The sequence below is a fragment of the Streptomyces sp. NPDC037203 genome (genome assembly GCF_055605065.1).
The window spans coordinates 62264-86342 of the sequence record NZ_JBVJUC010000003.1 but is presented as its reverse complement, the minus strand read 5'-3'; the positions used below and the strand labels follow the sequence as shown (position 1 = coordinate 86342).

Below are 24079 nucleotides of genomic sequence, written 5' to 3'. Positions count from 1 at the left end.
TTCACGAGGCGTTCGTACGCGGTGGTCCGGGTGACATCACGGCAAAGCCCCCGTCGCGGGACGGGGGCTCGGGTCCGCAGGCGGTTCATTGGCCGGCCAGGTGGCGCAGCTTGTCGGGGTTGCGCTGGATGTAGACCGAGGTCACGCGGCCCTCCGTGACGTCGAGTTGGAAGAGGCTGTCGGGTTTGCCGCCGGACAGGACCAGGACGGCGGGACCGCCGTTGACCTCCAGCAGCCGCGGGGTGGGGTCGGGACCCACGGCGGGGGCGACGGCGGCCACGAAGCGGGCCACCTTGTCCGCGCTGTGCAGGATCCGCAGGGCCGCCCTGACCTTGCCCCCGCCGTCGGAGACCAGCCGCACGTCCGGGGCGAGCACCGACATCAGCCCGTCCAGGTCGCCTCCGGACGCGGCGACCAGGAAACGCTCCGTCAACTCGCGGCGCCGGCCCGGATCGGCGTCGTAGCGCGGCCGCCGCTCCTGCACATGCCGGCGGGCGCGTGCCGCGAGTTGCCGTACCGCCGGTTCGCCGCGGTCGAGCAGGGCGGCGATCTCGGCGAACGGGAAGCCGAACGCCTCGCGCAGCACGAACACGGCGCGTTCCAGGGGCGAGAGCGATTCCAGGACGACCAGCACGGCCATCGAGACGGTGTCGGCGAGGACGGCCCGGTCGGCGGCGTCGGGTGCGGTGTCGCCGTACTCGGTGAGGTACGGCTCGGGCAGCCACGGTCCGACGTACGACTCGGCGCGCGACTGCGCCTGGCGCAGCCGGTCGATGGCCAGCCGGGTGGTGATCCGCACCAGATAGGCGCGGGGTTCGCGGACCTCCGTGCGGTCGGCGCGGTACCAGCGCAGCCAGGCGTCCTGGACCACGTCCTCGGCATCGGCGACACGGCCGAGCATGCGGTAGGCGACGCCGGTGAGCAGGCTCCGGTGCTCCTCGAAGACGTCGGTCGCGGGGTCGGCGGTCATGCCCTCATCCCATCCGACACGCCCCGGCGCTGTCCACTCGGAATCAGGCCGCGCGTGGGCGTGCCGGACCACAATGACCGCGCGGGGCGCCGGGTGCCGGCGGCCGGGAGCCGGAGGTGTGCGATGCGGTACGGGGTGCTGGGCACGGGCGAGGTGGGCCGGGCGCTGGCGGGGCGGCTGGTGGAGCTGGGACACGAGGTGACGCTGGGGTCGCGCACCGCGGACAACCCGGTGGCGCGGGAGTGGGCGACGGCGGCGGCCGGTCGGGCGCACGCGGGGACGTTCGCGCAGGCCGCGGAGGCGGGCGAGGCGGTGATCAACGCGGTGAGCGGGCGGGTTGCGCTGGACGCGCTGCGGGCTGCGGGCGCCGCGCACCTGGACGGCAAGGTCCTGGTGGACGTGTGCAACCCGCTGTCCTTCGAGGACGGGCTGCCGCGGCTCGACCCGGTGGGGTCGGACAGCATGGGCGAGCGGATCCAGCGGGCGTTTCCCGGAGCGCGGGTGGTCAAGACGCTGAACACCGTCGACGTCACGGTGATGGTCGATCCGGCGCGGGTGCCGGGCGAGCACCATCTGTTCGTGTGCGGGGAGGACGCGGCGGCGAAGGAGCGGGTGACGGCGTGGCTGGGCGACTTCGGGTGGCCGGCCGAGCGGGTGCTGGATCTGGGAGGTATCACGGCGGCGCGGGCGACGGAGATGTATCTGCCGCTGTGGCTGCGCATGTCAAGGGCGTTCGGGCAGACGGACATCAACATCGAGGTGCGGCGGGCGGGTTGACGCGGGTTCGGACCCGGCCGGCACCCCTGGGGCTACCCGTCGGTAGTAATTGCTGACAAGCTGTCTACGGCGTCTGTCAGCAGTCGAGCCGAGGAGCATCCATGTCCGCCACCGCCTCCTTCACCGTATCGACCCCGCGCGGCCCCGAAGAGGTGGCCGTCTCCTACGCGCGCGTGGGGCGCGGCGAGCCGCTGGTCCTGCTGCACGGCATCGGGCACCACCGGCAGGCATGGGACCCGGTGGTGGACATCCTCGCCACCGAGCGCGAGCTGATCGCCATCGATCTGCCGGGCTTCGGCGCGTCCCCGGCACTGCCGCCCGCCCTCGCCTACGACCTGCCCACGACCAACGCCGTGCTGGGCGCCCTGTTCGAGGCACTGGGCCTGGACCGCCCGCACGTCGCGGGCAACTCGCTGGGCGGCCTGCTCGCACTGGAGCTGGGCCGCGAGAAGCTCGTACGGTCCGTCACGGCCTTCTCCCCCGCCGGGTTCTGGACCGAGGCCGAGCGGCGGTACGCCTTCGCGACACTGCTCGCGATGCGGGGGATCGCCCAGCGGCTGCCGGTGCCCCTGGTGGAACAGCTCAGCCGCAGCGCGGCGGGCCGCACGGCGCTGACGAGCACGATCTACGCCCGGCCCGCCCGCCGCGACCCCGCGGCCGTGGTCGCCGAGACCCGTGCGCTGGTGGCGGCCACGGGCTTCACCGCGACCCTGCGGTCCGGCGGCACCGTCCGCTTCACCGACCCGCTGCCCGGCCTGCCGGTCACGGTCGCCTGGGGCAGCCGGGACCGCATCCTCCTGCGCCGCCAGGGCATCCGCGCCAAGCAGACCATCCCGCACGCCCGCCTGATCCGCCTCCCCGGCTGCGGGCACTGCCCGATGAACGACGATCCGGCACTGGTGGCACGGGTGATCCTGGACGGCAGCAGGGGCGGGTCACCGGAGGAGTGCTAGGGCCTTTCTTCCGGATCAGGTCGGCTCGGGTTGGCGGTGCCTTACGGCCGAGCCGAGCGGGGGCTGGTGCGTGCAGATGCAAGGCGGAGGAGGGAGTCGACGCGGAGCGTCGACGACCGACGACAACGCCGCAGATGTGCGTACCAGGCCCCGCGACCCCGGCAAGATCCGGAAGAAGGGCCCTAGGCCGAGAACGACCCCGCGCCGCCCGGCACATGCGTTCCGAAGCCGGGCTGCACGGCCAGTGAGGGGCCGACGCAGAAGGGGTTGCCGTAGATCCGCACCGGCTGGTCCGAGAGGTTCGACAGGACGTGGGCGAGCGCGGGCAGCCGGTGGCAGCCCACCGGGTCGTGGTAGACGTCCAGGGGCTGGACCTCGGTGGAGAAGACGACGACATCGCCCGACGCGGCCTGCGCGGAGCCCGCGAGCCCCAGCACCGAACAGGCCGCGGCCAGGGAAACCAGAACTGCCTTTACTCGCACGATCATCCTTCACCGTTGACGCTCCCGCTCCGGACGCGGGCTCGCTTCAGAGCTATCGCGCGGGCGCCGCCCCGCTCCGTCCGTTCCCGCCTGGTTCACCCGATCGGCGCACAGCGCTTCACCGTCGCGTGGATCGGGCGGCGAGCAGACGGTACGGCTGCGGGTTCCCGTACGCTTCGATCCATGTCGCGCGTCGGCGTCATCCCCCGGCGCGCGGCTGCCTCAACTCGTGCGTGCGGGGCGGGCTTTGCCCTGTTCCGGGCGTCCGGGGCGAGGAGCCGGCCACGCGTGGTCGTAGAAGGTGGAACATATAGGGCGGAGCATGCTTTACCTGTCGGTCACAAACAGTTCGTGATCAGGCAACACGCTTCCTTCACAGTGCTTGTATGACTCCGGATATGTCTGATGTGACCCGCGCCCGGCACGGTCGGCCCGTGCACCACTGGCGACGGGACCTGGTGGAGCTGGCCGCCGTCTTCACCGCCGTCGCCGTGGCCGACGGGGTGGCGAACCTGATCGGGCACGGCCCCGACGGACCGGCCCTGCTGATGATCTCGGCGCTCGCGCTGGCCGCGACGGCGGGCTTCCACACCTGGTGGGCGCGGCGGCACGGCCATGCGCCCCCGTCGCCGGCCGGTGATACCGGTGCCCGGCCGGCCGCCGTCGCGCGGCCGGCCGGGCCGGGCGGCCGCGCCGACGGGGCGAGCGGGCCCAGCACGCTGTGGCGGATGCGGACGACGGTCAGGGACGAACCCGGCTCGCTGGCCGCGCTGTGCACGGCGCTGGCGGAACACCGGGTGGACATCCTGAGCCTCCAGACGCACCCGCTGGCCGAGGGCACGGTGGACGAGTTCCTGCTGCGGGCGCCCGGCACGCTGGGCGCGGCCGAGCTGACGCGGGCGGTGGCGGCGGCCGGGGGCAGTTCCACGTACATCGAGCGGGCCGACGCCCACGATCTGGTCGACGCCCCGACGCGGGTGCTGGGCCTGGCCACCCGTACGGCGCTGGACTCGGCGGAACTCCCCTTGGCACTGCGGCAGTTGCTGGGCCGGTGCACGATCCGTTCGGTTCCCGGCCGGGGCGGCGGCCAGGAACCGGTACCGGTGGAGGGCGTGTTGGAGGACACGGTCATGCGACTGCGGGCGCCGCAGGGCGGTGTACTCACCGTGGAACGGCCGTATCTCCCTTTCACTCCCACCGAGTTCGCGCGGGCACGGGCGCTGGTGGAGCTGGACGCGCGGCTGGGTCCGCGGCTCCCGGACGGGCAGGACGTGCTGACGCTGCCCGAGGGCGACGACATCGCCGTACGGCGGATCGACACCGGTGACCTGGCGGCGGCGAGGGCGATGCACGAGCGGTGCTCGGACCGCACGCTGTCGCTGCGCTACCACGGGCCCGTCGGCGACGCCGACCGCTACCTCAACCACCTCCTCAGCCCCCGCTTCGGGCGGACGCTCGCCGCACAGACGTCCACCGGGCGGATCGTCGGGCTCGGGCATCTGCTGTGGGACGGCGACGAGACGGAGGTGGCGCTGCTGATCGAGGACGACTGGCAGCGGCGGGGCGTCGGCGCGGAGCTGCTGCGACGGCTGGTGGGGATGGCCCGCCAGGCCCGCTGCGACAGCGTGTACGCGGTGACGCAGGCTTCCAACACCGGGATGGTCGCGGCGATGCGGGGGCTCGGGCTGCCGCTGGACTACCAGGTGGAGGAGGGCACGCTGGTGATCACGGCGCGCCTCGCGACGGAGTCCTCACCGCTCCGGCCGACGTACGACAGGGCGCGCAGGGACTGACGCCGGCGGGATCCCGCCGGTGCGACCGGGTGGATTCCGGGACTCGCGGGGTTCCGGTGGAGTCCGCCGGGGCCTGGTCGGGCCCGGTGGGGCCCGGTGAGTGCGCCTCTCCCGGTCCCCCCGAGGCACCGGGAGAGGCGCTGCCGCTCGCCGGTGCGTCAGCCGACCGCCTCCGCCGTCCGCACCCCCTCCCCCGTCCGCACCCGCACCCGCACCCTGGCCGGTATGCCCAGCGCCTGGTCCAGGTCGGCCCAGAGGTCCTCCACGTCCTCCAGCCCCACCGACAGCCGCAGCAGCTTCTCGCCGACCCCGGCGCCCCGGCGGTCGTCCGCGTCCACGATGCGGTGGCTGATGGAGGCGGGATGCTGGATCAGGCTGTCCACGCTGCCCAGGCTCACCGCCGGGGTGACCAGCCGTACGCGGGAGATCAGCTCGTGCGGATCGCCCTCCACCTCGAAGGCGATCATCGCGCCGCCGATGCGCGGATAGTGCACGCGGGACACCCGCGGGTCCGCGGCGAGGCGGCGGACCAGCTCCGCGGCGCTCGCGGACGCCGCCCGGACCCGGACCGGCAGGGTGGACAGGCCGCGCAGCAGGAGGTAGCCGGCCAGCGGGTGCAGGACGCCGCCGGTGGCGAACCGGATCTGGCGCAGCCGGCCGGCCAGTTCCTCGTCGCAGGCCACGACCCCGGCCAGCACGTCCCCGTGCCCGCCGAGGTACTTCGTCGCGCTGTGCAGCACCAGCCGCGCGCCCTGCTCGGCCGGGCGCTGGAGCACCGGCGTGGCGAAGGTGTTGTCGACCAGCAGCGGCACCGCACCGCACGCGTGCGCGACGGCCCGCAGATCCAGCTCGGCGAGGGTCGGGTTGGCCGGGGACTCGACCATCACCAGGCCGGTGTCCGGACGCAGCGCGTCGGTGATGCCGGCCGGGTCGGTCCAGGTCACCTCGGTGCCGAGCAGCCCGGCGGTGAGGAGGTGGTCGCTGCAACCGTAGAGCGGCCGCACCGCGACGACATGACGCAGGCCCGTCGCCGAGCGGGCCAGCAGCACCGCGCTGAGGGCCGCCATGCCGCTGGCGAACGCGACCGCGGACTCGGTGCCCTCCAGCCGGGCCAGCGCGGTCTCGAAGCGGGCGACGGTCGGATTGCCGAGCCGGCCGTAGACCGGGGGGCCCACCGGGTCGGCGCCGTCGGTGGCGAAGGCGTCGATGCGCGCGGCCTCGCCCCGGCTGTCGTAGGAGGGGTAGGTCGTGGACAGATCGATCGGCGGGGCGTGCAGCCCCTGGCGGGCGAGATCGTCGCGGCCGGCGTGCACGGCCTCGGTGGCGAGGGCTCTCGGTGCGGGGCGTACGTCGTCGTAGGCACCCATCGTCGCTGTGTCCATGACGAAAAAGGGTGAACATCGAACGGGTTACAGGGGCTGAAGTCCGTGCTACGTTCGGCCGATGGCCGATTCCGTCGTACTGGATCCGGTGGATCTCGAACTGCTGCGGCTGTTGCAGAACGACGCCCGGATCACCTACCGCGATCTCGCCGCCCGGGTCGGGGTGGCGCCCTCGACCTGTCTGGACCGGGTGACCCGGCTGCGCCGCTGCGGCGTGATCCTCGGCAATCGGCTGCGGCTGGATCCGGCCAAGCTCGGCCGCGGATTGCAGGCGCTGCTCTCGGTGCAGGTCAGGCCGCACCGCAGGGAGCTGGTGGGGCCGTTCGTGGAGCGGGTGCGCGCGCTGCCGGAGGCCCGCTCGGTCTTCCATCTGACCGGCCCCGACGACTACCTGGTGCATGTGGCCGTCGCGGACATGGCCGATCTCCAGCGGCTGGTCCTGGACGAGTTCACGGCGCACCGTGAAGTCGCCCGCGTGGAGACCCGGTTGATCTTCCAGCAGTGGGAGTGCGGGCCGCTGCTGCCGCCCGGCCACGCCGACAGCTGAATCCCGGCCGACGCTGGTGACGCGGGGATCCCTGAAGTACGAGGATGGGCGGCATGTCTGAGATCAACAGCCCGCTGCCCCGCCAGGTCGCCGACGCGTACGTGGACGACCTGATCGCCCTCGACCCGGTGACCGGCACCTACCTCGGTGTGCCGGAGAGTTCGCGCACGCTGCCCGACTACTCGCCCGCGGGCCAGGAGGCGCTCGCGGAGCTGGCCCGGACCACCCTCGCCAGGCTGGACGAGGCGGAGCGCCGGCCCGGCGCCGACAGCGACGTGGAGCGGCGCTGCGGACGGCTGCTGCGGGAGCGGCTGACCGCCGAGCTCGCCGTGCACGAGGCGCAGGAGCACCTGCGCGCCGTCGGCAACATGCACACCCCCGGCCACTCGGTGCGGGACATCTTCACGGTGATGCCGGCGGAGACCGAGGAGGACTGGGCGGCGATCGCCGAGCGGCTGCGCGCGGTGCCCGGGGCGCTCGCCGGCTACCGCGAGTCGCTCCGACTCGGCCTGGACCGCCACCTGTTCGCGGCGCCGCGGCCCACCGAGACCTTCATCGGGCAGCTCGGCGAGTGGATCGACACGGACGGCAAGGGCCGCGGCTGGTACGAGGAGTTCGCCGCCGCCGGCCCCGACGCGCTGCGCACCGAGCTGGACGAGGCGGCCCGCACCGCCACCGCCGCCCTGGCAGGACTGCGCGACTGGCTGCGCGAGGTGTACGCGCCGGCCATCGAGGGCGCCCCGAACGTGGTGGGCCGGGAGCGGTACGCGCGCATGGCGCGGTACTTCAACGGCACCGACCTGGACCTGGACGAGGCGTACGCGTACGGCTGGTCCGAGTTCCACCGCATCCTCGGCGAGATGAGGCGCGAGGCGGAGAAGATCCTGCCCGGCGCCGAGACCCCCTGGGTGGCGCTGGCGCACCTGGACGAGCACGGCCGGCACATCGGCGTGGACGAGGTACAGGGCTGGCTCCAGGGCCTGATGGACCGGGCGATCGCGGACCTGGACGGCACGCACTTCGAACTGGCCGAGCGGGTACGGCGGGTGGAGTCGCGCCTCGCCCCGCCCGGCGGCGCGGCGGCCCCGTACTACACGGGCCCCTCGGAGGACTTCTCCCGGCCCGGCCGCACCTGGCTGCCCACGATGGGCCTGGACCGCTTCCCGGTCTACGACCTGGTGTCCACCTGGTACCACGAGGGCGTGCCCGGCCACCACCTCCAGCTCGCGCAGTGGGCGCACGTGGCCGAGGACCTCTCCCGCTACCAGGCGACGGTGGGCATCGTCAGCGCCAACGCCGAGGGCTGGGCGCTGTACGCGGAGCGGCTGATGGACGAGCTGGGCTACCTCGGCGACGCGGAGGAGCGGCTCGGCTACCTGGACGCGCAGATGATGCGGGCGGCGCGGGTGATCGTGGACATCGGCATGCACCTGGAGCTGGAGATCCCGGCGGACTCGCCGTTCCACCCCGGCGAGCGCTGGACGCCGGAGCTGGCGCAGGAGTTCTTCGGGGCGCACAGCAGCCGCCCGGCGGACTTCGTGGAGAGCGAGCTGACCCGCTACCTGACCATCCCCGGCCAGGCCATCGGCTACAAGCTCGGCGAGCGTGCCTGGCTGCTGGGCCGGGAGCGGGCCGGCAAGCGGCACGGCGCGTCGTTCGACCTGAAGTCCTGGCACATGGCGGCCCTCTCCCAGGGTTCGCTGGGCCTGGACGACCTGGTGGACGAGCTGGCCGCGCTCTGAGGCACCGGCTCACTCGATCGGCGTGCCCGGCGCGCGGGTCACCCGGCTTCGCTCCCATGCTGGCGAACGGGGGGACGACCGCCGTCCGGGCCGCCGCACGCGCCAGCCGCGTGGGCGCGCCGCGGACCCTGGCCACCGGAAGGGCGTCGATGAGGCTCGTCGTCGATCTCAACAAGTGTCAGGGGTACGCGCAGTGCGCGTTCCTCGCGCCGGACGTCTTCGCCATGCACGGCGAGGAGTCGCTGGTCTACGACCCGCAGCCCGACCACGAGCAGCGCGAGCGGCTGGCGCGGGCCGTGGCCGCCTGCCCGGTGCAGGCGATCACGGCCGACGGGGTGGCCGGCGCTTCGCGGAGCGCCGACGATGGCCGCTGACCACATGGAACGGCTCCGCCGCGAGGGCCGGATCGCGATCGTGGGCGCCTCGCTGGCGGGGCTGCGGGCGGCCGAGACGCTGCGCGCGGAGGGCTTCGCCGGGGAGCTGACGCTGATCGGCGACGAGCCGTACGAGCCGTACGACCGCCCGCCGCTGTCCAAGGCGGTCCTGCTCGGCCGGGCGGACCCGCACCGCACCGGGCTGCCCCGGCGCCGGGAGATCGACGCCAAGTGGCGGCTCGGCACGGCGGCCACCGGCCTGGACCTGACGGCCGGGCGGGTACGGCTGGCCGACGGGGACGAGGTGGAGTACGACCGGCTGCTCATCGCCACCGGAGTGCGCGCCCGGCCCTGGCCGAAGGAGTCGGAGGCCCGGCTGGACGGCGTCTTCCTGCTGCGCACGCGGGACGACGCGGCCGGGCTGTACCAGCGGCTGCGCGCCGGGCCGCGCCGGGTGTTCGTGATCGGCGCCGGGTTCGCGGGCTGCGAGGTCGCCTCCGCGTGCCGGGAGCAGGGCATCGCGGTGACGGTCGCGGAACGGGCGGGCGCGCCGCTGGTGGGCGCGCTCGGCGGGGTGATCGGCGCGGTGGCCGCGGATCTGATGCGCGAGCACGGCGTGGATCTGCGTACCCGCGTCACGGTGACGGCGCTGGAGGGCGACGCGGCCGGACGGGTGCGGGCGGTCCATCTGTCCGACGAGAGCGTGGTCGAGGCGGACGTGGTCGTGGTCTCGCTGGGCTCGCAGCGCAACACCGAGTGGCTCCAGGGGTCGGGGCTCGGCGCGGGGCCGCGCGGCATCGCCTGTGACGCGGGCTGCCGGGCCTTCGACTTCCGGGGGATCGTCACCGACGACGTGTTCGTGGCGGGTGATGTGGCGCGCTCCCCGCACGCGCTGTTCGAGTACCAGTTCCTCTCGCTCGAACACTGGGGCAACGCGGTGGCGCAGGCGGAGACGGCCGCGCACAACATGATCTGCGACGGCGCGGACCGGCGCCCGCACCTGTGGATGCCGGCGTTCTGGTCCTCGCAGTTCGGGGTGAACATCAAGTCGGTCGGGGTGCCCCCGATGGGCGAGGAGCTGATGATCACCCAGGGTTCGACGGCGGAGCGCCGGTTCGTCGGGGTCTACGGCCACAAGGGCCGGGTGGTGGCCGCGGTGAGCTTCGACAACACGCGGTGGCTGGAGTTCTACCAGCGGGCGATCGAGCGGGGCGCGCCGTTCCCGGTGGAGTACCCGACGATGGACCGGCGGTCCGAGAACCGGCGCCCGGTGCCGGCCGACTTCCCCGACCCGTCCCTGCCGACCCACGGCCCGATGGTGACCCTGAGCGGCTACTCGCCGGCCGATACCCAGCTCGTCTTCCACCCCGCCCGCCACTGACCGGCGCCCCGAGTGCCGGAACCGCCCCGAGGAAGCCCCATGACGCAAGACTCGATCGTGCGCCGGATCACCGACTTCGCCAACCGCGCCGACCCGTACCCGGTGTACCGGGAACTGCGCGGGACACCGGTGCTGCACGAGGAGGAGGGCGGCCCCTACGTCATCAGCTCCTACTGGGACATCGAGGCGCTGCTGCACGATCCGCGGATCAGCTCCGACGCGGCGAATCTGGCGGCGGCCGGGGAGGACGTCCTGCTCCAGTCGGAGGAGACGGGCGGGCTGCCGCCGTCGTTCCTGCGCCTGGACCCGCCGGAGCACGACCGGCTGCGGCGGATCGCCAACAGCGCCTTCGGGCCCCCGCACCGGCCGCGCCGGATCGACGGCATGCGGGGCGAGCTGCGGGAGATCGTCACGGGTCTGATCGACGGCTTCGGTCAGGCGCGGGAGATCGATCTGGTGGACCAGTTCGCGTACCCGTTCCCGGTGACGGTGATCTGCCGGCTGCTCGGGGTGCCCCGTGAGGACGAGCCGCGCTTTCGCGCCTGGGTCGATCCGCTGGTCGCGACCCTCGATCCGGGGACACGGCAGGAAGCGGACGAGGACTTCGCGAGGACGGCGCGCGAGGCCCGGATGCAGCTCGGCATGTATCTGGCCGCCCTGGTCGAGGAGCGGGCCAAGGAGCCGCGCGACGATCTGCTGTCCGACCTGGTGAACAGCCATGGCCCGGACGGCGCCATGACGATGATGGAGGTCCTCAGCACCTCCGTCCTGCTGCTGATCGCGGGTCACGAGACGACCGTCAACCTGATCACCAACGGCATGCTCACGCTGCTGCGCCACCCGGACGTGCTGGAGCGGCTGCGCCAGGAGCCGGAGCTGGCGCCGCGGCTGGTGGAGGAACTGCTGCGCTACGAGCCGCCGGTGCAGCTGGTGCCGCAGCGCACCTGCATCACCGACATCGAGGTGCGCGGGGTGACGATCCCCAAGGGGTCGCGGATCTGGCTGGTGCTGGCCGCGGGCAACCGGGACCCGGAGCGGTTCGAGGACCCCGACCGGTTCGACCCGGACCGCGAGGACATCCAGCACCTCGGCTTCGGCAGCGGCATCCACATCTGCTTCGGAGCACCGCTGGCCCGCCTGGAGACCCAGATCGCCCTGACCGAGCTGGCCCGGCGCCTGGACAACCCCCGCCTGGTCCAGGACCCGCCGCCCTACCGGGAGAACGCGGTGCTGCGCGGCCCCCGGCACCTGCGGATCGCCTTCGACGGCGTCCGGGCCTGAAACCCCGCGCGCGGCCCGCGACCCCGGTGCCGCGCCGTCGCTTCAGGCCGGCGCTCTCACCGCGGCCCTTTCCGGGGCGGGCCGGGCACGCGCGGGCGCACGGCCGAACCGCGCGGTCGCGGTGAGCAGTTCGCGGCTCCGTGCCGTCCCTCCCGCAGCCGACCGCACCTGGCGGCGCCGAGTCGGCCGGCCTCTCGCAATGGGCTTGAGCGGTCGTGTCGGGTTGTGGGGGAAACACCGCCCGGGGTTCCGGAAATGGTCGCCCGCCGTGTGAGATCCGTTGCGCTTCGCACAGCCGAGTGCCACACTGCCGGACGCCAAACCACCCGATCAAACATATGGCAACAGACCCCAACATGGCTTGCGGTCAAGCTGGTTGCCGCAATGGAGGTGGGGATGTTCCGGAGATTCCTCGCAGTGTGCGCCGCCGTCGTGATGACGGTCGGACTGGCCCTCGGTACCGGTTCCGCCGCGAGCGCGGCACCGCCGGCCGCGGCGGCCAGGAGCGTCGCGGCCAGCGGTGCGCGCTCGGCGCACTCGGTCACCTATGACGGCTATTCGTTCATGATCGACGGCAAGCGGACCTACCTGTGGTCCGGAGAGTTCCACTACTTCCGGCTGCCGAGCCAGGACCTGTGGCGGGATGTGCTGGAGAAGATGAAGGCGGCCGGCTTCAACTCCGTCTCGCTCTACTTCGACTGGGGCTACCACTCGCCGGCTCCCGGCGTCTACGACTTCACGGGCATCCGTGACGTGGACAAACTCCTCGACATGGCCGACGAGTCGGGCCTCTACGTGATCGCCCGGCCCGGTCCGTACATCAACGCCGAGGTGGACGGCGGCGGCTTCCCCGGCTGGCTGTCGGCGAAGCCTGGCAGCACCCGTACCAGCGATCCCGACTACCTGAAGTACTCCGACGAGTGGCAGACCCGGATCGACCGGATCATCGCCCGGCACCAACTCACCAACGGCACCGGGTCCGTGATCCAGTACCAGGTGGAGAACGAGTACTACAACGGCAGTGCCGCCGGCCGCACCTACATGAAGCACCTGGAGGACAAGGCCACCGCCGACGGCATCACCGTGCCGCTGGTCGGCAACGACAACGGCACGTTCAACGCCGGGGACGCCGCCCTGGACGTCGACGGCGCCGACTCCTACCCGCAGGGCTTCAACTGCTCCGACCCCAGCCGGTGGAGCGGCGTGCCCGACATCTCCTACGACCACCCGCCGAAGAAGCCCCTGATCGCACCGGAGTTCCAGGGCGGCGCCTTCGACCCGTGGGGCGGCCCCGGCTACGACAAGTGCGCCCAGCTCATCAACGACAAGTTCGCCGACGTCTTCTACAAGAACAACATCGCGGCCGGCGCGACCGAGCAGAACTTCTACATGACCTACGGCGGCACCAACTGGGGCTGGCTGGGCATGCCGCAGAACTACACCTCGTACGACTACGGGGCGGCCATCCGCGAGAACCGGGAGCTCGATCCCAAGTACTTTACGGACAAGCTGATCGGGTACTTCACCCAGGCGCTCACCCCGCTGACCAAGACCGACCCGCTGGCCCCGGCGCCCACCGACAACGCGAAGATCGTGGACACCGCCCGCGGCAACCCGGACACCGGCACCCAGTTCCATGTGCTGCGCCACTCCGACTCCACGTCGAACGACAAGGACTCCACGCACCTCACCCTCGACCTCGGCGCGCGCTCCCGGTACACCTACGACGACCGCGACACCGCGCTCACCTACCAGGGCAGTTGGTCGCACGTCGGTGCGGAGCAGTCGTACACCGGTGGCGACTACCAGCACACCGAATCCTTCTCGGACACCGCGGGCGACAGCGCGAGCGTCGACTTCACCGGAACCGGCGTGAAGTTCATCAGCAACCTCGCCGCCAACCACGGCAAGGCCGACGTCTACCTGGACGGCGCCAAGGTCAAGACCGTCGACCTGTACGGGCCGACGAGCCGGAGCCAGTACGTCGCCTACCAGGTGAACGGGCTCACCTCCGGCCCGCACACACTGAAGATCGTCGTCGCCGGGAACGGGTTCGTGCCCGTCGACGCCATCGACGTCCGCACCGGCAGCACGCCCACCGCCCCCGTCTACACCGTCCCGCAGAAGCCGGGCACCGCCCTCACCCTCGACGGCCGGGCCTCGAAGACCATCGTCGCGGACTACGACCTCGGCGGGAACAAGCTCCAGTACTCCACGTCCGAGATCATGACCGACGCGCGCATCGGCGACCGCGAAGTGGCCGTGCTCTACGGTGACAAGGGCTCCGACGGCGAGACGGTGCTCAACTACCGCACCCGGCCCGAGGTCGCCTCGACCGGCGGCTCGGTGGAATCGGTCTGGGACCCGGCGACGGGCGACCTGCGGCTCGACTACCGGCACACCGGGCTGACGCGGGTCCGGATCAGCGGCGGCGGCCACCCGCTGCTCCTGCTGCTGGCCGACACCGGCACGGCCAAGACGTTCTGGCGGCAGGACACCTCCAGCGGGCCGGTGCTGGTGCGCGGCACCCACCTGCTGCGCGGCGCCGCCACGCACGGGGGACGGCTCGACCTGACCGGTGACACCGGCGACGACGGAGCCGTCGAGGTGTTCGGCGACGCCACCTCGATCACCTGGAACGGCACCCCGATCGCGACCCGGCCGACCGGCACCGGCAGCCGGGCGGGCACCCTGCCGACCGCCAAGCCCGTCACCCTGCCCGCGCTGACGAACTGGAAGCACACCGAGGAGTCGCCCGAGGCGCGGCCCGGATTCGACGACTCCACCTGGCAGGTCGCCGACAAGACCACCACCCACAGCATCACCGCTCCGGGTCCGAACGGCCCGGTACTGTTCGCCGACGACTACGGCTTCCACACCGGAAGCACCTGGTACCGGGGCCGCTTCACCGGCACCGGCAAGGAGACCGGCATCACCCTGTCCACGCAGAGCGGCGGGGGCGCGGCGGCCTCCTCGGTCTGGCTGGACGGCGTCTTCCTGGGCAGTTCCACCAAGGACGGCCAGCAGACGTACACCTTCCCCGAGGGGGTGGTGAAGAACGGCGCGGACAACGTCGTGTCGGTGCTCACGGTCGACATGGGCCACGAGGAGGACTACACCCCGCACAGCGGCAACAAGGCCGCCCGAGGTCTGACCAGCGCCACCCTGCTGGGTACCGCCTTCAACAGCCTCACCTGGCGGCTCCAGGGAGTGCGCGGCGGGGAGAGCCCGCTCGACCCGGTGCGCGGTCCGCTGGCCACGGGCGGGCTGTACGGAGAGCGGGCCGGCTACATGCTGCCGGGCTATCCCACGGGCGGCTGGAAGCCCGTCACCCTGCCCGCCGCCGACACCACTCCGGGCGTCTCCTGGTACACCACCGACGTCCTCCTGGATCTGCCCAAGGACCAGGACACCTCCGTGGGCGTGCGGCTCGACGACAGCCCCTCCCGGAAATACCGCGCCGAGATCTACGTCAACGGCTGGGACATGGGCAACTACGTCAACTACCTGGGCCCGCAGCACAGTTTCCCCGTGCCGAACGGAGTGCTGAACCCGCACGGCCGCAACAAGATCGCCATCGCGGTCTGGAACCTGGACGGCACGACCGGCGGCCTGGGCAAGGTCAGCCTGGAGAACTACGGCAGTTACGCCTCCTCGCTGAAGGTCGCGCAGCACGAAGGCCCCGGCTACGACAAGAAGCGCTACGCCATGCCGAAGGCTCCGCTGACGACGGTCGCCCTGCACGTGCCCGGCATGGTCGGCGGGGGCCAGAAGTTCACCGCGACCGCCACCGTCGGCGTACCGGCGGGCAAGCCCACCGCGCGGGACGTGACGGCCCGGCTCGACCTGCCGGACGGCTGGAAGGCGAGCGGCACCTCCACGCCCCCGCGCGTGCGCAGCGTCCCCGGTGGCTCCTCGGCCACCCTCAGCTGGGAGGTCACCGCCCCGGCGACCGTGCCGAGGACGAGCGCCCTGCGCGTCGTCACCCGGCAGACGCAGGGCGGCCGCCGCACCACGGCGTCCGACGAACGCACACCGGGCGCCGTACCGCGAGCGCCGACCGGTACCCGGCAGGTCAGCGATCTGGAGTTCCTGTCCGCGAGCAACGGCTGGGGGCCCGTCGAACGCGATCAGAGCGTCGGCGGCACCGCGAGCGGCGACGGCACTCCGCTGAAACTCGGCGGCACCGTCTACGCCAAGGGCCTGGGCACCAACTCGCCCAGTGACGTGGCCGTCTATCTCGGCGGGAAGTGCAGCAGGTTCACCGCCAAGGTCGGCGTCGACAACGGCGATCCCGGCACCGTCACCTTCAGCGTCGGGCTGGACGGCAAGGTGCTGACCACCACCCCGGTCCTCGACGGCCACTCGGCCCCGGTCGCCATCGATGTCCCGGTGACCGGCGGCCAGGTCCTCGACCTGTCGGTCGGCGACGGCGGGGACGGCAACGGAAACGATCACGGGGACTGGGTGAACCCGACCCTCACCTGCGACGCCGCCTGATCCCCGCACCGCGCCAACCGATCGCCGCCGAGTCCGCCGGGCCCGGCGGCGATCGGTTCGGGGCGCGACCTCGAACGAAGAACCCCGGGCACGGGAGGTGTCGAGCAGCCGGGCCGGGCAGGACGCGCTGCTGGTCTACGAGCAGTGGCCGCCCACGCGAACCGGGAGTGATCCGGCAGAAGCCGCAGCAGATCGTGCGCGGGGGCAGCACCAGTTCGTGCTTCGCCCCGACCTACGCCCTGCACGCCTGCCTGTGCTGGGGCGACCGCCCCCCTCGCCGCCGCAGCGTGAACAACCCGGCGAACCTGTGCGGTCACAGCACTAGAGTTGTGAAGCCCCTCCGTCGACAGGGAACTCCGTTCCCGTCGAGAAGGTCGCACCGAACGCCAAGTACGCCACCGCGGCAGCCACCTCCTCGGACGTCCCCAGCCGCTGCATCGGGATGGTGCTCCGGTAGGTGTCCTTCGTCGCCTCGACGACATCGGCGGGCAGCGGGGAGCGGTCCAGGATGCCCGAGTCGATCGGGCCGGGGCTCACGGCATTGACGCGCACCTTGCGCGGCAGCAGCTCGCGGGCCAGGGTGCGCGTCATCGACCGCAGGGCTGCCTTGCTCGCCGAGTAGACACTGAGCGCGTCGAGGCCCAGGACGTTCACCACCGACGTGGTGAGAACCACGCCGCTACCCTCGCGCAACAGCGGCGCCAACGCCTGCACCGTGAAGTACGGTCCCTTGGCGTTGATGTCGAACAGCTCGTCGTACATCTCCTCCGTCGTCGAGTCGAACGGCGCGGACCCGGTGACGCCGGCGTTGACGAACAGCGCGTCCACTGCGCCGAACCGCTCCCGGACCGTGTCGGCCAGCGCCTTGATGTCCTTCAGGGACGCGGCGTCGCTACGGACGGCGATCGCCTTGTTCCCCAACTGTGCCAACGCGGTGTCCAGGGAGGAGCGGGTACGGCCTGTGATCAGTACGTGCGCCCCACCGTCCGCGAACAACTGGGCCGTAGCCAGGCCGATACCGCTGCTTCCGCCCGTGATCACGATCTTCTTGCCGTCATAAGTGGTCATGCCCTCAAGCCAAATGCCCACCCGCACACCCTGTCCAAGACCTGTTCCGTATGCCGTGATGCCCCAGGCGTATGACGGCGCGCGGCGTACCCTGAGCGAATGGACGTCGATCTGCGGCTCGTGCGCTATTTCACGGTCGTGGCGGAGTACGGCAACTTCAGTCGGGCCGCCACCAAGCTGCACCTGGCGCAGCCGTCGCTGAGCCGCCAGATCCAGCGACTGGAAGCTCAGCTCGGTGTCCGGCTTTTCGATCGCTCGCCGCAGGGCAGCAGCCTCACCGACGCCGGTCAGGCCTTTCTTCCCAGAGCCCGGATACTGCTCCACGAGGCCGAGCAAGCCGCTTACACGGCCAGAGCCGCCGCCCAGCCCCGTACCATCACTGTCGGCTGCGCCGAAGGGCTGATCATCACCGCCTGTGTGGCAGGAACTGCGCCGCCGGCACCCCGACAGCCGGGTCCGCACCCGGCACCTCGACTGGCGGGACACGCACGCCCTCACCGAGCGTCGGGTCGACGCCCTCGTCGCGTACAAACCCCTGCCCTTGCCCACGGACGGCCTCCGGGTGACCAAGCTCCATGAGGAGCCGCGAGTGCTCGTTACGTCGGCGAGCCATCACCTGGCGAACGAGAAACCCGTCAGCCTGCGGGCTCTGTCGGACGAGGAACTGGTGACCTGCGTCAGCACTCCGGTCGTCTGGAGCACGCCCAAGCCGGTCGGCGACCGACCGGCGCCACCCCCGCCCGCAATCGACGACAGCTACGAGGACAAGCTGGAACTCATCGCCACCGGCCACTGTGTCGCGATCTTCCCTGCCAGCGATCGACGCGCCGCTGTGCGTGAGGACATCGCCCTGATGCCCGTCATCGACATCGATCCCTGCGAAGTCGTGCTCGTCACGCGCGCTGACGACCCCAACCCGCTGCTCGGATCACTCGAAGACGTCGCACGTACAGTGCTCGGCACAGCCTCCCGCCGGGAGAACAACGATCTGCCGGTCAACTGACCCCCTTGCCTCTGCGAGGTGTTCACAGGACTGTCGCCGCGGCTGCCCTCGTCGGCCTGCACCAGCTGGACGATCACCGGTTCCCGCCAGCGGAGCGAGCAGCAGCATCGCCCGGTGAACCTATGCGGTCAGAGCACTAGTCGAGCCTGCCCAGCCGGACCAGTCCCACCCAGGTCTCCGGGCCCGGCTGGGTGTAGGCCGCACGCACGGTGTACGAGCCCGCGGCGAGCGGCACCCGCAGGTGCTCCTGCCGGGCGGCCTCGGCGCCCGGCCAGGCGGAGTCGAACAGGACCACGGGGCCCGGCACCTCCCAGCGCAGCTCGTGCTCCCACACCGCCGTCTCCAGCGCGGCGGGGATCAGGGCCAGCAGGTCCCGTTCGGAGTCCGCGGCGGACCAGCGTACGAAGGTGCTGTGCTCCGGCAGGTAGGACGTGGCGGCGGGCTCGTCGCCGAGGACGAGGGCCGCGCGGTCGCCGACCGGGAGCAGCCCGGCGTAGCCGGGGACCTCACAGGCCCGGTCGTAGTCCGTGTCCAGCTCCTCGCTGTCGGCGCCCGCCCAGAACGGCAGGACCACCTCCGGAACGGCGATCAGGGGGCCACCGCCCGACTCCACCCACTCCAGCACGCCGTGATCTTCAAACCGAGCCATGGGCGAAGAACCTACACGCCCGCACGGCGACCGCCGAACTCACCCTTGGCGGGCAGTGGTTGGGGCGACGCGATCAGGCCGCGCCGCTCAGACGCCCCGCGTCCGCAGTGTCGAACCCGTCCGACCCTTGACCACTTCCAGCTGGGCGTGGACGCGGCGGCGCAGGTCGGGGACATGGCTGACGATGCCGACGCTGCGGTCGCGTTCGCGCAGGCCGTCGAGGACGTCGAGGACCTCGTCCAGGGTCTGGTCGTCCAGGCTGCCGAAGCCCTCGTCGATGAAGAGGGTGTCCAGGCGCACGCCGCCGGCCTCGTCGGTGACGACGTCGGCGAGGCCGAGGGCGAGCGCGAGGGAGGCAAAGAAGGTCTCGCCGCCGGACAGAGTGGCGGTGTCCCGTTCGCGGCCGGTCCAGGCGTCCACGACATGCAGCCCGAGCCCGCTGCGACCGCGTCCGCTGCGGTCGTCGGAGTGCACAAGGGTGTAGCGGCCGGACGACATCCGCTGGAGCCGGGCGGTCGCGGCAGCGGCGACCTGCTCCAGGCGGGCGGCGAGCACGTACGACTCCAGGCGCATCTTGCGCTCGTTGTCGGCGGAGGTGCCCGCGGTGAGGGCGGCGAGCCGGGCGATGCGGTCGTACTCCTCGCGCAGCGGGGCCAGTCGGCGCACGGCCGCGGTCGCGCGGGTGGAGAGGCGGTCCAGTTCGGCGCAGCAGCGGGCGGCGGCGTCGCGGGCGGAGACGGCCGTCCGCAGCCGGTGCTCGGCCACGGCGGCGGCCCGCTCGGCGCCGGCCGGATCGGCGGGCGGGCGCAGGGCGGCGGCCGCGGTGTCGGGTTCGGCCAGCACGGCGCGTACGGCGGCCTCTTCCGACTGCCGGGCGTCCAGCCGGTGCTGGAGTTCGCGGTGGGCCGCGTCGGTGAGCAGGGCGTCCGCCGCCTCCCGAGGCGTGGCGAAACCGGCCCGGTAGGCGGCGTCGGCGAGCCGGGCGTCGGCGGCCTTGAGGCGCTGTGCGGCGTCCTCGGCCGCGCGTACCGCGTCGGCGGCCTCGGTGAGCAGGGCCGCCCGCCGCTCCAGCTGGGCGGCGCGCGCGGCCACGCTGTCGGCGGCGCCGCGCGCCTGCGCCAACTCGCCTTCCATCTGGGCCTGTTCGCGCTCCAGCGCCTCGCGCCGGGTGAGCCGGGAGGCGGCCCGGACGCCGCCCTGCTGCCGGTCGGCGAGGCGCCGTTCGCGCTCCTGCTCGGCGCGCCGCAGCTCCTCGCGGGCGGCGTGCAGGGCGGAGGCGGCGCGGTGGGCGCGGGCGTACTCCTGCTCCAACTCCTCCGCTTCTGCTTCGAGTTGCCCGGTGGACGTCTCACCGGCCTCGGCGCCGGCGACGGCCAGGGCCCGGCCGACCTCGCCGACCCGCCGCTCCTCGTCGGCGTGCTGCCGGTCGGCCTCCCGAGAGGCGCTGTGGGCGCGTTCCTCGGCCGCGCGGTCCACGTGTCCGGCGATCTTGCGGGCGGGTGCGGGGTGTTCGGTGGCGCCGCAGACCGCGCAGGGCGCGCCGTCGGTGAGGTGGGCGGCGAGTTCGGCGGCGATGCCGTCGAGGCGCTGCTCCTTCAGGTCGAGCCAGTGGGTGCGGGCGTCCAGGGCCCGCTGTGCGGCTTCTCGTGCGCGTCGCCGGGCCGTCTCCAGGTCGCCGGTGAGGGTGTCGCGGGTGCGGGCCGCGGCCAGGCGGCGCCGCATCGGCTCGCGGCGGACGGCGAGTTGCTCGGCGCGGGTGGCTGCTTCCTGGGCGGTGTCGATGCGCGCCTGGAGCGCCGCACGCATGCCCTCCCAGCCTTCCAGCCAGGCCTCGGCCTCGCGCAGCGCGTCCTCGTCGGCGCGTTCCTGGCGGTCCAGCGCGGCGCGCTCCACGGCCAGTTCGGCAAGGCGTCGCTCGGCGCGCCGGGCGGCGTCGAGGCCGCCCAGCTCCTCGGCGGTGCGGCGCGCGGCGGCGGCGAGTCCGCTCGCGCCGGCGTCGGCGAGGGACGGGGGCAGCGGGCCGCGGGCGCGGGCCTCGGCGGCGCTGGCCGCGCGGTGTTCCCGCTCGGCCTCCTCGCGCAGCTCCAGCGCGGGCGCGACCGCCTCGGCCTTGCGGGAGCGGTCCATGCGCTCCTGGTCGGCATGGTGCTCGGCGGCCCGCTCCCGCAGGCGTTCGGCCCGTCGCCGCGCCTCGGCGAACCGGTTCTGGAGGCGGGCGAGTTCACGGAGGGCGTCGAGGGCGCGGCGGGCCGCGGTGTGGGCGGACTCGGCGGCGGTGAGGCGGCTTTCCGCGACGGCGAGGCGTTCCCTGGCGGTGCTGCGGGCGACGGCGGCGGCGCCGAGCACGGCCTCGGCCAGACCGGGGTCGCCCGGCGCCAGCTCGGGCAGCTCCATGGCGTCGCCGGCTTCCTGCTGCATGCGGTGGGCGTCGGCGAGCAGGGCCGCGTCGCCTTCGCGCACCCGTGCCTCGGCGGCGCGGCGGCGTTCGGCGAGCAGCTTCTCCACGTCGGCGAAGCGCTGGGTGTCGAAGAGGCGGCCGAGCAGCCGTCCGCGCGCCTCGGCGTCGGCGCGCAGGAAGCGGGCGAAGTCGCCCTGGGGCAGCAGCACGACCTGGCAGAACTGCTCGCGGCTCATGCCGAGCAGCTGCTCGAACTCGGCACCGATCTCCTGGTGCGAGCGGCTGAGGTCCTTCCAGGCGCCCGCCGTGGCGTCGTACTCGCGCAGCCAGGTCTGGGCCTTGTCGACGGTGGTGCCCTTGCCGCGCAGTTTGGGCCGCTCCCGGGGCGGCTGCCGGGTGACCTCCAACCGGCGCCCGGCGACGGTCAGTTCGAGGCGGACCCCGGTGCGGGTGCGGGGGTCGGCGTGGTCGCTGCGCAGGTTCATGCCCTGGCCCGAGCCGCTCTGCCGGGCGCCGGGGACGGAGCCGTACAGCGCGTAGCAGACGGCGTCCAGGACGGAGGTCTTGCCCGCGCCGGTAGGGCCGTGCAGCAGAAAGAGTCCGGCGGCGGACAGGGCGTCGAAGTCGACGCTCTGGGCGTCGCCGAAGGGTCCGAAGGCGGTGATGTCGAGCCGGTGCAGCCTCACCCGGCCACCTCCCGGACGGCGGCGTCCGCGCGGACGGCGTCGAACGCCTCGCGCAGCACGGCCGCCTCCCGCTCGTCGGGTCCGGAGCCCCGGACATGGGCGACGAAGTCCTGTGCGATCTGCTGGTCGCTGCGGCCCGCGAGGCGCCGGGCGTAGGAGAGCCGGGGGTCGTCGGGGGCGCGTTCGGGGGCGAAGACCAGGCTCAGGGTGTGCGGGAAGCGCTCGGTGAGCCTGGCCATCGGCTCGGGCGGGCGGACAGCGTCGGTGAGGGTGGCCTCGACCCAGGCGTCGGCGTGGCGCTCCAGGCCGGGGTCGGCGAGCAGTTCCTCCAGGGTGCCGCGGATGCGGGCCAGCGGGCGGGGCACCGGGCAGTCGAGGCGTTCGGCGGTGACGGCGCCGTCGGCGGCGAGGTCGATCAGCCACATGCTCTTGCGGTGGTCGGCCTCGGAGAAGGAGTAGGCGAGCGGGGAGCCGGAGTAGCGGACCCGCTCGGTGAGGGTCTGGCAGCCGTGCAGATGGCCGAGGGCCACATAGTCGGCGCCGTCGAAGATCCCGGCCGGTACGGCGGCGACCCCGCCGACGGTGATGTCCCGCTCGCTGTCGCTGGCCTGGCCGCCGGTGACGAAGGCATGCGCGAGGACGACGCTGCGGGTGCCCGCGGGGCGGGTCGCGAGGTCGGCGCGGACCCGGTCCATGGCGGCGGCGAGGACGGCCTCGTGTCCGGCCTGCGCGACGCCGAACTCGTCCTTCACCAGGGCGGGTTCGAGGTACGGCAGCCCGTAGAACGCGACCTCGCCGTGGGCGTCGGCGAGCACCACCGGGGTGGCGACGGCGGACGGCTCGGTGCGCAGGTGGATGCCGGCGCGGTCGATGAGTCCCGCGCCGACGCCGAGCCGGCGGGCCGAGTCGTGGTTGCCCGAGATCATCACCGTGGGCACGCCCAGCTCGGCGAGGCGGTGCAGGGCGTCGTCGAACAGCTCGACGGCGGCCAGCGGGGGTACCGCGCGGTCGTACACGTCTCCCGACACGACCACCGCGTCGACCTCGCGCTCGCGCGCGGTGGCGACAAGGTGTCCGATGAACGCGGCCTGGGCCCCGAGCATGCTCACCCGGTGGAAGGCCCGGCCGAGATGCCAGTCGGACGTGTGCAGGAATCTCATGGTTCCCGAGACTATCGGCAGGGTGTGACAACACGGCCGGCTCTGCCGTACCGCCCGTCATACCCGTTACACCACAAGGGCGTTATGTCCCTTTTGGTCGCCCTGTTCGATGCCCCGGAGCACCCGCCCCTCAGGCGTCCCCGTACGCCTCGCCGCCCAGCTCGAATGCGGCCGTGCCCGCCGTCGCGTCGGCGAGCCACCCCCGGAAGGCCTCCACACCGGCGTCCGGCAGGCCGATCTCCAGGGTGACGGCCTCGCCGTAGCGGACGTCGCGGACCTCACGGCCGGTGGCGCGCAGTTCGTTCTGGAGTTTTCCCGCGCGCTGGTGGTCGACGGTGACCGTGGCCAGCCGGAAGCGGCGCCGGGTGCGGGTGCCGAGGGCGTCCAGGGCCTCGCCGACGGCGCCCCCGTAGGCGCGGATGAGCCCGCCGGCGCCAAGCTTGACGCCGCCGTAGTAGCGGGTGACGACGGCGACGACGTAGCGCATGTCGCGGCGCAGCAGCATCTGGAGCATGGGGACGCCGGCCGTGCCGCCCGGTTCGCCGTCGTCGCTGGCCTTCTGCACGGAGGCGTCGGCGCCGATGACGTACGCCCAGCAGTTGTGGGTGGCGTCGGCGTGTTCCTTGCGGACGGCCGCGATGAAGTCCTGCGCCTCCTGCTCGGTGGCGGCCGGGGCGAGGGCGCACAGGAAGCGGGAACGGTTGATCTCGGTCTCGTGCACACCCGCGTGGGCCACTGTGCGGTACTCGTCCTGCATCCCGCCAGCCTAATCCGTAGTCAAGAGCGTTCCGACGGAGCAGATGCTGCTCGGGACGTTCGAGCACGGGGCTGCGATGCCTCCGGCCAGCCGGGTCCACGGAGACCTACGCATGGAGCGGCGCGTGGTCCCTGCGCTCCTGGCGGTGGTGGTTGCGCGGGCGCCGGACGGAAGCC

At 72.9% G+C, this 24079-nt stretch carries 17 protein-coding genes and 1 pseudogene; 10 read left to right on the top strand and 8 right to left on the bottom strand.

The features are described from left to right. Positions 1–85 precede the first annotated feature (85 nt). Positions 86–970 (bottom strand): RNA polymerase sigma-70 factor, encoded by an 885-nt coding sequence (locus ACZ7EC_RS09590; protein ID WP_471060028.1) that lies wholly within the window; start codon positions 968–970, stop codon positions 86–88. A gap of 123 nt (positions 971–1093) precedes the next feature. On the opposite strand from ACZ7EC_RS09590, the gene ACZ7EC_RS09585 reads away from it, so the two are divergent. Both ACZ7EC_RS09585 and ACZ7EC_RS09580 read left to right on the top strand, forming a co-directional pair. Then, positions 1094–1747 carry an NADPH-dependent F420 reductase gene (locus tag ACZ7EC_RS09585; protein ID WP_471060025.1) on the top strand — a complete coding sequence of 218 codons (654 nt, stop codon included), beginning with the start codon at positions 1094–1096 and terminating at the stop codon, positions 1745–1747. A gap of 101 nt (positions 1748–1848) precedes the next feature. After that, entirely contained in the window at positions 1849–2700 is an 852-nt protein-coding gene (locus ACZ7EC_RS09580) for an alpha/beta fold hydrolase (RefSeq protein WP_471060022.1), read from the top strand. A gap of 182 nt (positions 2701–2882) precedes the next feature. On the opposite strand, the gene ACZ7EC_RS09575 is transcribed toward ACZ7EC_RS09580, so the two are convergent. Then, a complete protein-coding gene (locus tag ACZ7EC_RS09575) occupies positions 2883–3188 on the bottom strand; it encodes a hypothetical protein (protein WP_471060019.1) in 306 nt (101 codons plus the stop codon). Positions 3189–3580: 392 nt separating this feature from the next. Between ACZ7EC_RS09575 and ACZ7EC_RS09570 the strand changes: the two genes are divergently transcribed. Further along, on the top strand, positions 3581–4975 hold the full coding sequence (locus ACZ7EC_RS09570; RefSeq protein WP_471060016.1) for a GNAT family N-acetyltransferase: 1395 nt from the start codon (positions 3581–3583) through the stop codon (positions 4973–4975). Positions 4976–5133: 158 nt separating this feature from the next. On the opposite strand, the gene ACZ7EC_RS09565 is transcribed toward ACZ7EC_RS09570, so the two are convergent. After that, positions 5134–6357 carry a trans-sulfuration enzyme family protein gene (locus ACZ7EC_RS09565; RefSeq protein WP_471060014.1) on the bottom strand — a complete coding sequence of 408 codons (1224 nt, stop codon included), beginning with the start codon at positions 6355–6357 and terminating at the stop codon, positions 5134–5136. 61 nt (positions 6358–6418) lie between these two features. On the opposite strand from ACZ7EC_RS09565, the gene ACZ7EC_RS09560 reads away from it, so the two are divergent. From ACZ7EC_RS09560 to ACZ7EC_RS09535, 6 genes are all read left to right on the top strand, one after another. After that, complete coding sequence (locus ACZ7EC_RS09560) at positions 6419–6904, top strand: Lrp/AsnC family transcriptional regulator (RefSeq protein WP_471060011.1); 486 nt, start codon at positions 6419–6421, stop codon at positions 6902–6904. A gap of 53 nt (positions 6905–6957) precedes the next feature. Further along, positions 6958–8646, top strand: a complete 1689-nt coding sequence (locus ACZ7EC_RS09555) for a DUF885 domain-containing protein (RefSeq protein ID WP_471060008.1) — start codon at positions 6958–6960, stop codon at positions 8644–8646. A 149-nt stretch (positions 8647–8795) separates the two neighbouring features. Next, positions 8796–9020: a ferredoxin gene (locus ACZ7EC_RS09550; RefSeq protein ID WP_471060005.1), complete on the top strand. Its 225-nt coding sequence runs from the start codon at positions 8796–8798 to the stop codon at positions 9018–9020. Beyond that, entirely contained in the window at positions 9010–10401 is a 1392-nt protein-coding gene (locus ACZ7EC_RS09545) for an NAD(P)/FAD-dependent oxidoreductase (protein ID WP_471060002.1), read from the top strand. Before ACZ7EC_RS09550 ends, ACZ7EC_RS09545 begins: the two co-directional genes overlap by 11 nt. A gap of 39 nt (positions 10402–10440) precedes the next feature. After that, positions 10441–11682, top strand: a complete 1242-nt coding sequence (locus tag ACZ7EC_RS09540; RefSeq protein WP_471059999.1) for a cytochrome P450 — start codon at positions 10441–10443, stop codon at positions 11680–11682. A 396-nt stretch (positions 11683–12078) separates the two neighbouring features. Further along, a complete protein-coding gene (locus ACZ7EC_RS09535; RefSeq protein WP_471059995.1) occupies positions 12079–16182 on the top strand; it encodes a beta-galactosidase in 4104 nt (1367 codons plus the stop codon). Positions 16183–16503: 321 nt separating this feature from the next. Here ACZ7EC_RS09535 and ACZ7EC_RS09530 read toward each other — a convergent pair whose 3' ends face one another. After that, positions 16504–17250, bottom strand: a complete 747-nt coding sequence (locus tag ACZ7EC_RS09530; protein ID WP_471059992.1) for an SDR family oxidoreductase — start codon at positions 17248–17250, stop codon at positions 16504–16506. A gap of 99 nt (positions 17251–17349) precedes the next feature. Here ACZ7EC_RS09530 and ACZ7EC_RS09525 point away from each other — a divergent pair. Next, positions 17350–18253, top strand: a pseudogene (locus tag ACZ7EC_RS09525) (LysR family transcriptional regulator). Between the two features lie 136 nt (positions 18254–18389). On the opposite strand, the gene ACZ7EC_RS09520 reads toward ACZ7EC_RS09525, so the two are convergent. From ACZ7EC_RS09520 to ACZ7EC_RS09505, 4 genes are all read right to left on the bottom strand, one after another. After that, positions 18390–18902, bottom strand: a complete 513-nt coding sequence (locus tag ACZ7EC_RS09520) for an immunity 21 family protein (RefSeq protein ID WP_471059989.1) — start codon at positions 18900–18902, stop codon at positions 18390–18392. 87 nt (positions 18903–18989) lie between these two features. Further along, positions 18990–21986, bottom strand: coding sequence for an AAA family ATPase (locus tag ACZ7EC_RS09515; RefSeq protein ID WP_471059987.1), 2997 nt, complete (start codon positions 21984–21986; stop codon positions 18990–18992). Further along, positions 21983–23146, bottom strand: a complete 1164-nt coding sequence (locus ACZ7EC_RS09510) for an exonuclease SbcCD subunit D (protein ID WP_471059984.1) — start codon at positions 23144–23146, stop codon at positions 21983–21985. The genes ACZ7EC_RS09515 and ACZ7EC_RS09510 overlap by 4 nt, the downstream gene beginning before the upstream one ends. 130 nt (positions 23147–23276) lie before the next feature. Beyond that, a complete protein-coding gene (locus ACZ7EC_RS09505; protein WP_471059982.1) occupies positions 23277–23903 on the bottom strand; it encodes a YigZ family protein in 627 nt (208 codons plus the stop codon). Positions 23904–24079 lie beyond the last annotated feature (176 nt).